13 protein-coding genes are annotated in these 11,754 nt (G+C 55.8%); 9 read left to right on the forward strand and 4 right to left on the reverse strand.

The genetic code is table 11. The features are described from left to right. Positions 1-21 precede the first annotated feature (21 nt). From fba to msrA, 7 genes are all read left to right on the forward strand, one after another. Positions 22-1,086: a class II fructose-bisphosphate aldolase gene (gene fba / locus BM205_RS13995; RefSeq protein ID WP_092355129.1), complete on the forward strand. Its 1,065-nt coding sequence runs from the start codon at positions 22-24 to the stop codon at positions 1,084-1,086. A 230-nt stretch (positions 1,087-1,316) separates the two neighbouring features. Next, complete coding sequence (locus BM205_RS14000) at positions 1,317-2,213, forward strand: phosphoribosylaminoimidazolesuccinocarboxamide synthase (protein ID WP_092415428.1); 897 nt, start codon at positions 1,317-1,319, stop codon at positions 2,211-2,213. After that, positions 2,213-2,722: a 5-(carboxyamino)imidazole ribonucleotide mutase gene (gene purE, locus BM205_RS14005; protein WP_371326492.1), complete on the forward strand. Its 510-nt coding sequence runs from the start codon at positions 2,213-2,215 to the stop codon at positions 2,720-2,722. Before BM205_RS14000 ends, purE begins: the two co-directional genes overlap by 1 nt. Positions 2,723-2,727: 5 nt before the next feature. Beyond that, on the forward strand, positions 2,728-3,924 hold the full coding sequence (locus BM205_RS14010) for a 5-(carboxyamino)imidazole ribonucleotide synthase (protein ID WP_092415480.1): 1,197 nt from the start codon (positions 2,728-2,730) through the stop codon (positions 3,922-3,924). Then, positions 3,925-4,980: an L-threonylcarbamoyladenylate synthase gene (locus tag BM205_RS14015; RefSeq protein ID WP_371326493.1), complete on the forward strand. Its 1,056-nt coding sequence runs from the start codon at positions 3,925-3,927 to the stop codon at positions 4,978-4,980. A gap of 272 nt (positions 4,981-5,252) precedes the next feature. Continuing rightward, the gene (locus tag BM205_RS14020; protein ID WP_092415434.1) at positions 5,253-5,969 is read left to right on the forward strand and encodes an OmpW/AlkL family protein; all 717 of its coding nucleotides are present in this window, start codon (positions 5,253-5,255) and stop codon (positions 5,967-5,969) included. Positions 5,970-6,140: 171 nt separating this feature from the next. Continuing rightward, positions 6,141-6,674, forward strand: coding sequence for a peptide-methionine (S)-S-oxide reductase MsrA (gene msrA / locus BM205_RS14025; protein ID WP_092415436.1), 534 nt, complete (start codon positions 6,141-6,143; stop codon positions 6,672-6,674). Between the two features lie 70 nt (positions 6,675-6,744). On the opposite strand, the gene BM205_RS14030 is transcribed toward msrA, so the two are convergent. The 3 genes from BM205_RS14030 to BM205_RS14040 all read right to left on the reverse strand — a co-directional run bounded on the left by BM205_RS14030 (position 6,745) and on the right by BM205_RS14040 (position 9,239). Beyond that, a complete protein-coding gene (locus BM205_RS14030; RefSeq protein ID WP_092415438.1) occupies positions 6,745-7,959 on the reverse strand; it encodes an SAM-dependent methyltransferase in 1,215 nt (404 codons plus the stop codon). A gap of 81 nt (positions 7,960-8,040) precedes the next feature. Then, positions 8,041-8,694, reverse strand: coding sequence for a pyridoxamine 5'-phosphate oxidase (pdxH, locus tag BM205_RS14035; protein WP_092415440.1), 654 nt, complete (start codon positions 8,692-8,694; stop codon positions 8,041-8,043). Continuing rightward, the gene (locus BM205_RS14040; protein ID WP_092415442.1) at positions 8,691-9,239 is read right to left on the reverse strand and encodes a hemerythrin domain-containing protein; all 549 of its coding nucleotides are present in this window, start codon (positions 9,237-9,239) and stop codon (positions 8,691-8,693) included. Before BM205_RS14040 ends, pdxH begins: the two co-directional genes overlap by 4 nt. Before the next feature lie 213 nt (positions 9,240-9,452). Between BM205_RS14040 and tcdA the strand changes: the two genes are divergently transcribed. Next, complete coding sequence (tcdA, locus tag BM205_RS14045; protein WP_092415444.1) at positions 9,453-10,325, forward strand: tRNA cyclic N6-threonylcarbamoyladenosine(37) synthase TcdA; 873 nt, start codon at positions 9,453-9,455, stop codon at positions 10,323-10,325. A 325-nt stretch (positions 10,326-10,650) separates the two neighbouring features. After that, on the forward strand, positions 10,651-11,355 hold the full coding sequence (locus BM205_RS14050; protein WP_092355103.1) for an MgtC/SapB family protein: 705 nt from the start codon (positions 10,651-10,653) through the stop codon (positions 11,353-11,355). Between the two features lie 104 nt (positions 11,356-11,459). On the opposite strand, the gene BM205_RS24440 is transcribed toward BM205_RS14050, so the two are convergent. Then, positions 11,460-11,754, reverse strand: a 295-nt coding sequence (locus BM205_RS24440) for a hypothetical protein (protein WP_217646048.1), incomplete at its 5' end; no start/stop codon positions are given.

The following is an 11,754-nucleotide window of genomic DNA, read 5'->3' on the forward strand; positions in this document are numbered from 1 at the left end:
TTTCTATTATCGGAGTACAACATGCCTCTAGTATCCATGCGTCAATTGTTGGACCATGCAGCTGAAAATAGCTATGGCCTGCCTGCTTTCAACGTCAACAATCTGGAACAAGTCACCGCCATCATGCAAGCGGCCGATGAAGTCGGCGCGCCAGTCATCATGCAGGCTTCGGCCGGTGCTCGTAAATATGCTGGTGAAGCATTTTTGCGCCACTTGATTGAAGCTGCAGTAGAAGCTTTCCCGCACATCCCCGTGGTGATGCATCAGGATCACGGCCAGTCGCCTGCGGTATGTATGGCGGCGATCAAGTCCGGCTTCACTTCGGTGATGATGGACGGCTCGTTGATGGAAGACGGCAAATCGGTTGCCAGCTACGAATACAACGTGGAAGTGTCGCGCAAGGTGGTGGAGTTCTCGCATGCGATCGGCGTTACCGTGGAAGCGGAGCTGGGCGTGCTCGGTTCGCTGGAAACCATGATGGGCGACAAGGAAGACGGCCACGGCGCCGACGGCAAGATGACGCGTGAACAGTTGTTGACCGATGTCTCGCAAGCTGCCGATTTCGTCAAGCTGACCCAGTGCGACGCGCTGGCGATTGCCATCGGTACTTCGCATGGCGCTTACAAGTTCTCGCGCAAGCCAACCGGCGATATCCTGGCGATCGAGCGTATCAAGGAAATCCACACCCGCATTCCAAACACTCACCTGGTGATGCACGGTTCGTCATCGGTGCCACAGGAATTGCTGGCGGAAATCCGCGAGTTCGGCGGCGACATGAAAGAAACCTACGGCGTGCCGGTGGAAGAAATCCAGGAAGGGATTCGCCATGGCGTGCGCAAGATCAATATCGATACCGACATCCGCCTGGCAATGACCGGTGCGATTCGCCGTTACCTGATCGAGAATCCAAGCAAGTTCGATCCGCGCGATTACCTCAAGCCGGCGCGCGAAGCAGCCAAGGCAGTGGTGAAAGCTCGTTTCCTGGCGTTTGGCTGTGAAGGCCAGGCTGCCAAGATCAAGCCGGTTTCGCTGGAAAAAATTGCAGAGAAATACAAGAAGGGCGAGCTGGCGCAGATCGTTCAGTAACTGATCTTAGTAGCAGATAGATGTAGTAATAGCGCCCGGTATGGCCGGGCGCAATAATTTACCAGCTTGCAGGATGATGTATCAATCATCCGGCAGCTGGTTTTCTGACTTTTGTAGGATTTACGCAAAGTTTCGCCAGCAAGGCATGCCGACGCTGACAGTACGGATGTACGGCAAGGAGGTATAACGCTGCTGGCGGAATTTTGCGTAAATCCCCTTATGGAATAACCATGACAAGCCTCTACCAATCCACCATCACCTCCCTGCCGTTGCTCGGTCGCGGCAAAGTGCGCGAAAACTATGCCGTCGGTGAAGACAAGATTCTGATCGTTACGTCTGATCGCCTGTCGGCTTTCGACGTCATCATGAATCAACCGATTCCGGGCAAAGGCAAGGTCTTGAACCGCATGTCCGATTTCTGGTTCGACAAGCTGGCGGCGATTGTGCCTAACCATCTGACCGGGATTGCTCCGGAATCGGTGGTGGCGGCGGATGAGGTCGAGCAAGTGCGTGGCCGTGCGGTGGTGGCGAAACGCCTGCAGCCGATCATGGTCGAGGCGGTGGTGCGTGGTTACATCATCGGCTCGGGTTGGAAGGATTATCAAGCAACCGGTGCGATCTGCGGCATTACCTTGCCGGCGGGTTTGCAACAGGCAGCCAAGCTGGCCGAGCCGATTTTCACGCCGGCCGCCAAGGCCGAGATGGGCGAGCATGACGAGAACATCAGCTTTGCCGATATGGAAAGCCGGATCGGCAAGGAACTGGCTGGCAAGATCCGCAGCATCAGTATCGAGCTGTACAAGACGGCTGCCGACTATGCGGCAACCCGCGGCATCATCATCGCCGACACCAAATTTGAATTCGGTCTCGATCAGGACGGCACGCTGCATTTGATGGATGAAGTGCTGACCGCCGATTCGTCGCGCTTCTGGCCGGCGTCCAGCTATCAGGTTGGCATTTCGCCGCCCTCGTTCGACAAGCAGTTCGTGCGTGATTACCTGGAAACCGTCACCAGCTGGAACAAGACCGCTCCGGCGCCGACCTTGCCTGATGATGTGATCGAAAAAACCGGCGCCAAGTATCGTGAAGCACTGTTCAGCCTTACCGGCGAAACGCTGAAGGATTGATGATGACCAAGGATACTGTGAACCAGCCGCTGATCGGCATCGTCATGGGTTCTTCTTCCGATTGGGATGTGATGCAGCACGCGGTCGCCATCCTGACTGAGTTTGGCGTGGCGCACGAGGCGCAAGTGATCTCGGCGCACCGCATGCCGGATCAAATGTTTACTTACGCCGAAACCGCGCGCGCGCGCGGCTTGCGCGCCATCATCGCTGGTGCTGGCGGCGCCGCTCATCTGCCGGGCATGATTGCAGCCAAGACCATTGTGCCGGTGCTGGGTGTGCCGGTGCCGTCCAAGTACCTGCGCGGTGAAGATTCCCTGCTGTCGATCGTGCAGATGCCAAAAGGCATTCCGGTCGCCACCTACGCCATCGGCGAAGCCGGCGCGGCCAATGCGGCGCTGTCAGCCATCGCCATGCTGGCGACCACCGACCAGGCGCTGGCCGACAAGTTGCTGGCGTTCCGCGTCAAACAGACGCAAATTGCCCTTGATATGAAATTGCCACCGGTATGAGCAGTATGCAACACGATTCCATCGATCCGATTGTTCCAACCACCACGCCGGCAACCTGGCTTGGCGTGATGGGTGGTGGCCAGCTGGGCCGCATGTTCACGCACGAGGCGCAAGCCATGGGCTACAAGGTAGCCGTGCTGGAGCCTGAGCAGGATTGCCCGACCGGGCATGTCGCCGATCGCCATTTCCTGGCTGATTACAGCGACGAAGTTGCTTTGACCGAGATGGCCGGTTTGTGTGCGGCGGTCACGACCGAGTTTGAAAACGTCGCCGCCGAAAGCCTGGCGATTCTGGCGCGGAACAGCTTTGTCGCTCCTGCCGCCGCCTGCGTCTCGGTAGCGCAGGATCGGATGGTGGAAAAGCGCTTCTTTACCGATTGCGCCAAGACATCGACGGTGCTACCTGCGCCACATCATCTGATTGCGTCGGCAGCGGATATCGATAATATCCCGGCCGACTTATTGCCAGGCATCCTGAAAACGGTGCGGCTCGGTTACGACGGCAAGGGGCAAGCGCGGGTGCGCACCCTGGACGAAGTGCGCCTGGCATTTGCCGATATGAACGGCGTTGCCTGTGTGCTGGAAAAAATGCTGCCGCTGGCCTACGAGGTCTCGGTGCTGGTGGTGCGTGGCGTCGACGGCACGGCAGCGGTGTATCCGATTGCCGAAAACGTGCATCGCGACGGCATTCTGTTTACCACTACGGTGCCAGGCCCGAATGTTTGCGACGAAACTGCAAAACGGGCCCAGCATGCAGCGCTGGCCATCATCGGACAACTCGCGTATGTCGGCGTCCTGTGCATTGAATTTTTTGTCCTGCAAGACGGTTCCCTGGTGGTCAACGAGATGGCGCCGCGTCCGCACAATAGCGGCCACTACACCATGGATGCTTGCGTCACCAGCCAGTTCGCACAGCAAGTCCGCGCGATGGCGCGCATGCCGTTGGGTGATACCCGTCAACATTCGCCGGCGGTGATGTTGAATATCCTGGGCGATGTCTGGTTTGACGGCGATAGCGAACAAGCGCGCGAGCCTGCATGGGACCGGATCCTGGCTTTGCCGGCGGCGCATTTGCATTTGTACGGTAAGGCGCAGGCACGCCGCGCGCGCAAAATGGGGCATATCACTTTCATTGCAGCGACCTTGACCGAAGCTCAGAAGCAAATGACGGCGGCTTGCGATATCCTCGGCATTGCGCCGTAAATGAAGGAAACAATGAAGGATGCGAAGATAGATCTGCAAGCAATCCAGCTGGCCGCACGCAAGCTGGAAGCCGGTGCATTGGTCGCGTTTCCTACTGAAACGGTGTACGGGTTGGGAGCCGATGCGGAGAATGCAGCGGCGGTTGCCAGCATATATGCCGCCAAGGGACGGCCGTCCAACCATCCGGTGATTGTCCATGTGGCGCCCGAGGCGGACATCGGCTATTGGGTGGAGTCGGTGCCGCCACAGGCGCGGGCATTGATCGCCGCTTTTTGGCCGGGACCACTGACACTGATACTGCCGCGCGCAGCGCATATACCGGATCAGGTTTCAGGTGGCCAGAACTCGATTGGCTTGCGTTGTCCTTCACATCCGGTGGCTCAGGCATTGCTGCGTGAGTTCAAAGGTGGCAAGGGCGGCATTGCCGGCCCGTCTGCAAACAAGTTCGGCCATGTCAGTCCGACCACGGCGCAGCATGTGCGCGATGAGTTCGACGCCGATGGGGACAGCCCGATCGCCTGCATATTGGATGGTGGCCAGAGCGAAGTTGGCATCGAGTCGACCATCGTCGATTTGTCGCGCCTGGTTTCGCATGGCCCGGTGCTGTTGCGGCCCGGTCACATCAGCGCCGCACAAGTCGGCGCGGTGCTGGGGGTTGCGGTACAAGCCGCCGATGCATCTGCACCACGTGCTTCCGGTACGCTGGAATCGCATTACGCGCCGCGCACCCCAGTGCTGCTAGTGCCTCCGGAGCAGTTGACTGGCGCACTGCAGCAATTACATCAGGCCGGGCAAAGTCTGGCACTGATCAATTATTCGGCGCTCGCCGCAGAAGTACCACCGTTGGCCGCGCACTCGCCAATGACCGCATCGCCGCAAGCCTATGCCCATGATCTTTATGCGGCACTGCGGAATATGGATCACGCGGCGGCCGACCTGATTGTGGTGGAAGCACCACCATCCGACCTTGCCTGGCAGGGCATCAACGATCGTTTGCGTCGAGCCGCGCACGACTCATCTGCCGTTCTGGCAGGTTTTAAAAATAATTTGAGGTAAAAAAGCTACAACTATAGTCAAATGATTCCAAAGCTGGCATAGTGTAAAAAAAGAATAGCACGCGCGTTCTTTTCGGGGTAATGTGCGTGGGACGATATCCGGAAATCACGGATACGCGAATTTGGTAACCGCAGTCGAATAAGAGAGCGTTGTCTGGCTTGGCCTAGCGTGGCCGGACCAGATTTGCAAAACGCCACAAAATGGGTTTGTACTGTATTCGCTGCAGGCAAAGATCCCGCAATGGAAAATGAAGTGTAACTTGGAGAAGACATATGAAAAAACAATTCAACGTATTACCAAAGCTGGCAGCCCTGTCCGTGCTGGCAGCATTTGCCGCACCCGCAATGGCGCAACAAGCTGGCGATAACCTCGTCAATGCAGGCTGGGCTCACCTCGGCCTGAATCAATCCAGCGAACCACTAAAGCTCGGGACCTTTACGGTTCCCAATAGTGGTGCGCATGTTTCCAACGCTGATACCCTTCTTCTGTCTTTCACCCACTTCATTACCGACAATGTCGCCGTAACGGCGGATTTGGGTATCCCGCCGAAGTTCAAGCTCAACGGTTCTGGCTCCCTCAACGGTTTGGGTCAGCTTGGCACGGCCACGCAATGGAGCCCGGCTATGTTGGTCAAGTACTACTTCGGCGACGCTAACAGCCAGTTCCGTCCTTATGTTGGCGCGGGTGCGACGTACGTATGGTATTCAAATATCAAGCTGTCCAACAGTTTGACCGGTCTTCTCGGCGGTGGCGATCCTGGCGCTTCTACCAGCGCCGATCTGAGCAGTTCTTTTGCGCCAGTCGCAAACGTTGGTATGGCCTATAATTTCGACAAGAACTGGTCCGCCAACGTCTCCCTGTCTTATGTCCCGCTGAAGACCAAGGCTGATCTGGCTACTCGTCATAGCGATGGAACGACAACGCACGCCACGACTAAAATCACTCTGAACCCTTTGGTTTCGGTGCTGAGTGTCGGCTACAAGTTCTAAATCGTCGTCGTATAAGGTTTGGATTAAATGCCCTGCATAGTCAGGGCATTTTTTTGCCTGCTTTGATTGCACGTGAGTTGAACGTGACTTTGCGTATATCTACATCGACAAGTGTGAGCAGATTGCGTTAAAGTTAAAGCGTAATCAGAAGGCAACCAGGGGAGAGCAGCCATGACCAAGGAAATTGCAGTATTAGGAGGCGGATGCTTCTGGTGCCTGGAGGCGGTTTACCAGGAAATAAAGGGAGTGGAGCATGTTGAATCGGGGTATACCGGCGGCCACCTGGCCAACCCGAGTTATGAGCAGGTATGCGACGGCACAACCGGTCATGCCGAGGTGGTGGCGGTGACCTTTGACACGGAGCAGATCAGCTTTCGCGAGTTGTTGGAAATTTTCTTCACAATCCACGATCCGACCACGCTGAACCGGCAGGGCAACGACGTCGGCACGCAATACCGTTCTGCGATTTATTATCAGTCGCCGGAGCAGAAGGACGTTGCGACGCAAGTGATTGCCGAAATGGCTAACGTCTGGGACGCACCGGTCATCACTGAATTGAGTCCCGCCGAAACTTATTACAAGGCAGAGGATTACCACCAGAATTACTTCCGCCAGCATCCGTTGCAAGGCTATTGCGCATTCGTGGTCGCGCCTAAAGTGGCAAAGCTGCGGAAGATTTTTACCGAGAAGGTGATCAGTAGCTGAGCGGTAGCAGCTACTGATCTACCCACCGTTCCTGCAAGAACAGTGGGTAGATGTATCGATAACCCGCGGATTATTGCGAAGCCTGGTAAATGTAATCCCGCGACCAGGGTAGCGTGTTCGCGCTGCGACCGGCTTTGCGGCAAACCACCTGGTACAGCGACATCCAGTCGCGCTCGAAGCCGTAGGAACTGCCGGCCAGATAAATTCGCCAGATGCGGAAACGGCGGTCGTCGGTGGCTTTCCTTACTTCATCGGCGCGCGCTTCCAGATTGTCGGCCCAGATGCCGCAAGTCTTGGCATAGTGGCGCCGTAGATTTTCTACGTCGAATACTTCCAATCCACCTTCCTGCATGGTTTTCAGCACCAGGCCGATATGCGGCAGTTCACCGTGCGGGAATACATATTTTTCGATGAATTCACCGCCACCGTATGGCGTTTCGCCATTGTCGACGTCGGTAGTGGTAATGCCGTGATTCATCGCGATGCCGTCGTCCGCCAGCAAGCTGCGGATGCGCGAAAAATACATCGGCAGGTTGTTCAGGCCGACATGCTCGAACATGCCGACGCTGGTAATCCTGTCGAAACTACCGGTGATGTCGCGATAGTCCTGCAGGCGAATCTCTATCTGGTCTTCAAGGCCGGCTTGTGCAACCCGCTCTTTGGCTAACGCGTACTGATTTTCCGAAAGCGTGATGCCGACGCATTTTGCGCCGAATTTTTGCGCCGCCCGTAATACCAGTGCACCCCAGCCGCAGCCGATATCGAGCAAGGTTTGGCCGGGTTGAAGCTGGATCTTGGTCAGGATGTGATCGATTTTTTTGATTTGCGCGGTGGCCAGGTCTTCATCGCCGTTTTCAAAATAGGCGCATGAATAAACCATGTTCTGGTCCAGCCACAACTTGTAGAAATCATTGGAAACGTCGTAGTGATAACGAATCGCTTCGGCATCCTTTTCCTTGTTGTGGCGGAAGGTGCGAGTAATACGGGCAAATTTGCCATCTGCTTTCAGCGTATTCGCCGCCAGTGCATTGCCGATGGCGATGATTTCCCTGATTTTCCCCTCGACTTCGATTTTCCCCTCGACATAAGCCTCGCCGAGATTGGCGAGGGATGGCGTTAGCAGGTAAGACAGCGCTGAGACATGCGGCACCCGTACGGTAACCTCCGGCGCGGTATATGTGCCAAAGTCAAACCGCTGACCGTTCCACAATTCGAGCCGCAGTGGCAGCGCGGCACGGTGACGAACTTCATTAACCCAGTTTTCAAGCCGTTTTTCCCAGAACACGATTTCTCCTCCGGTTAAATACTTGTAACTTGTATCAAGCGTACCTCTGCCAAGCTGTCAGCGTCGACCCATAACAGTGCGCTAAGGCTGCAGGCGTTGTCGCTGCCAGCTGCCAGCTGCATCCAGTGTATACAGAATGCGGTCATGCAAGCGAGACTGACGTCCCTGCCAAAATTCTACCGTATCCGGTAAAAGTTTGTAGCCGCCCCAATGATCTGGCCGCGGCGGGTTATCACCAAATTTCTGTTCAACCTTTGCGTACTCGGCTTCGAGCATGTCGCGGCTGGCAATCGCCTGGCTTTGCGCCGAGGCGATCGCACCGAGCCGGCTGCGCAACGGCCGGCTGTGAAAATAAGCGTCGCTCTCGCTGTCGGAGACGCGCTCGACCCGCCCTTCGATGCGCACCTGGCGCTCCAGCGCTATCCAGTGAAACAACAGTGCGGCGTAGGGATGCTGCGCCAGTTCGTGGCCCTTGCGGCTGTCGAAATTGGTAAACCAGGTGAAGCCATGTTCATCGAATTGTTTGATCAGCACGATGCGCGACGACGGCCGTCCATTGCTACCCACCGTTGCCAGGCTCATCGCATTCGCTTCCGGCACTTGTGCGTGGATGGCCTCATCGAACCATTTTCCGAATTGCGTAAACGGATCGGCGGCGCTGTCGGCCTCGGACAGGCTGGCCTGGCTGTAGTCGATCCGGAGATCGGCGATTGACTGGTTCTTGGTCTGGCTCATGCTGAAATACCTCGACGTTGCTGCATTGCTGCTCCTAGCTGTTGCATCTGCTCTGCATTGAAAATTCGTTTCGCCATCGGTGCGATCCAGGTTTCTTCTTTTTCCATATGCGCAGAGTAGATGGTGGAAAATTGATTGACTTCTTGCGTCGACAACTGAGTTTCCGACGTTGCCGCGTCACCGTCGGCGATATGTGTCAATTGCTGGTTAAGAGAATGCCAGAGGCTATCCATCTGTTGATGTTCAGCCAGGATTTCCGGCATCAATTTTTGCAGCACGGCGGCATCTTCTCCGGTCGCTGTGGCGTGCAACATCGGCAGCAAGTCGTGTTCCTCATCCGCGTGATGATGCGGGGCGGCCTGGTTGAAATAGCGCATTACGCTGTGGGCTGCTTGCTGTGCCTGAGGGTCGTTGCCATGTTGCGGCACATGGTCGAGCAAATTCTGCAGCGTGGTTAACTGCTTCCGTATCCGGTCGTGGCAGTGCTTGAGGACAGCTATCGGCTGGCTGAAATCTGGCGCGGTGTCTATCAGTGCATTCGGCATGATGATGTATCTCGTGGATTAAACTGGGGCGCTCGCGGCGAATTGATGCTTATTTGATAATTTGACGATAAATGGCGACGAATATCAATACAAGCATATTAAAACACTTCAAAATAATTCCGTCTCACGGAGCCGGTAAAATAGCGTCAATAGCGATATCCGGCCATTCCTGGATATTTTGGCAATTGCCCGTACATTTTTTTGCTCCCGACCATGCCTTCATCTGCCGTATCAAGCGCTACCGACGCATCTGTTCCTGTCATAGACCTCGAAGAGGTTGATTTCGACCGGCGTTTTGGCGGTATCGCCCGCCTGTATGGCGCTGCCGCGCTGGCACGTTTTCTGCAAGCGCATGTCTGCGTGATCGGGGTTGGCGGTGTCGGCTCGTGGGCGATCGAGGCATTGGCGCGCAGTGCGATCGGCAATCTGACCATGATCGATCTGGATAACCTGGCTGAATCTAATATCAACCGCCAGATCCATGCGTTGACCGATACGCTCGGCCAGGCCAAGGTGAGTGCGTTGGCGGCCCGTATCGTCCAGATCAATCCGTACTGCCATGTCACCGAGGTGGAGGATTTCATCACCACCGATAATTTGCCCGAAATGATTGGCGAAGGGCGCTACGATTATGTGATCGACGCCATCGATAATGTGCGCGCCAAAGCGGCCTTGATCGCCTATTGCCGCGACAAGGGCATTCGGTTGATCACGATTGGCAGCGCGGGAGGGCAAGTTGATCCGACCTGTATTGAAGTCCGCGACCTTGCCAAAACCGAACAAGAGCCGCTGCTGGCGAAGGTGCGCAAGCGTCTGCGTTCCGAGTACCGGTTCCCGCGCGGCGATAAAGTGCGCTTCGGCATCGACGCTGTGTTTTCTACCGAGCCGTTAAGTGCGCCGCTTAGTGAAGAGGTATGTGCCGTTGATGGCGACGTCGCGCCTGGCGTAACCGGCCTGAATTGCGCCGGTTACGGTTCGGCGGTGGTGGTGACCGCGACCTTCGGCCTGGTGGCAGCCGCCCACATCATGCGCAAGCTGGCGGCGGATGTGGCCGCGAATGTGACAGATACGCCGGGCATTGCTTGACTTGCCAATGGTGTCTAAATAGAATCGTGCGGACTATCTTTGTAGGAGATCCGGTTTTGGACAGTTGTACCAGTACCTGTGGATGGGCGCACAGCCCGACGCAATTCACCTGCTTTTAGTCGATCATAACTACAGCCGGTGAATTGACGCGCTGTAGTATCTCAGGCGATTTCGCATCGCCGCCCTGCGTCTTATATATACGTTATATATATCCCGTCCGTCCGTTTGTTCGATTTGCTAGCTGATCTTCAGTTTCTGAGGCGGCGATGCGCACCCATGGAATGTCGCCGGCTGGCAGTCCGATGCACACAGAAAGGTAGTGAAGATGGATTGGAAAATATTTACCCTGCGAGTCTTGCTCGCCCTGACCTTAGGTTCACTGATAGGCGCAGAGCGTCAAATGCGCCAGCGCATGGCGGGTTTGCGGACTAATGCCCTGGTGTCGATCGGCGCGGCGCTGTTCGTCATGGTGTCGGCATTTGAATCGGATCCGCAAGGCGCGACCCGGATTGCCTCTTATGTGGTGTCCGGTATCGGTTTCCTCGGCGCCGGCGTCATCATGCGCGAAGGGATTAACGTGCGTGGACTCAATACCGCAGCTACATTGTGGTGCTCCGCCGCGGTCGGCGTGCTGTGCGGGCTTGGCCATGCGCTGGAAGCCGCCATCGGCGCCGCGGCAATTCTGGGCGCGAATGTGTTATTGCGCGGCGTCTCTCATATGATCAATCGCCAGGATCTGCATAGCGCGACCGAAATCGAGCAGGTATATCGTCTCTCTGTAGTATGCCGCCCTGAAGACGAGGTGCAGGTGCGGACCTTGATGCTGCATATGCTCAATGGCATGCCGCACCTGGTTGTGCAGTCGTTGCATAGCGAGGATCTGGCGTCAGGTACCCAGCTGGAAGTACGGGCGGACTTGATTACTTCACCTAGCAATCACTTGCAGCTGGAGCAGATAGTCAGCCGGGTCAGCCTGGAGAAGGGCGTCAGCGCTGCCCGCTGGGCTGTATTGAACTCTGTCGATGTGTAATAAGTAGCGTCTGTTAATAAGTAGTGTTTATAGATGCTGAATTGGATAAATGAAGTAAATCGAAATATTTTTAACAAAGTACTTGCGGGGGCGGGAGAGGGTTGCTATAGTTCGCCTCCCGTTGAGAACGACGCGAAATAAACGAAGCAGCCGAGAGGTAAAAAGGCTGTTTTAGGGTGCGGAGTTTGAGGGAAATAAAGCGGGTTGAAGTTGGTGTGGGCGGTAAGAAGTTTTTCGGAAATGAATAAAAAAGTAGTTGACGAAAAACTGGAAACGCCACATAATCTCATCTCTCTGCTGCTGACAAACAAAACGATTTGACGGCGACGCGAACCGGGGTTCTGGTGACGCGAAGTAGAAGGTTCTTTAACAATTAACAGTCGATAAGTGTGGGCGTTT

This window comes from Collimonas sp. OK307 (genome assembly GCF_900113705.1).
Lineage (GTDB): Bacteria > Pseudomonadota > Gammaproteobacteria > Burkholderiales > Burkholderiaceae_D > Collimonas.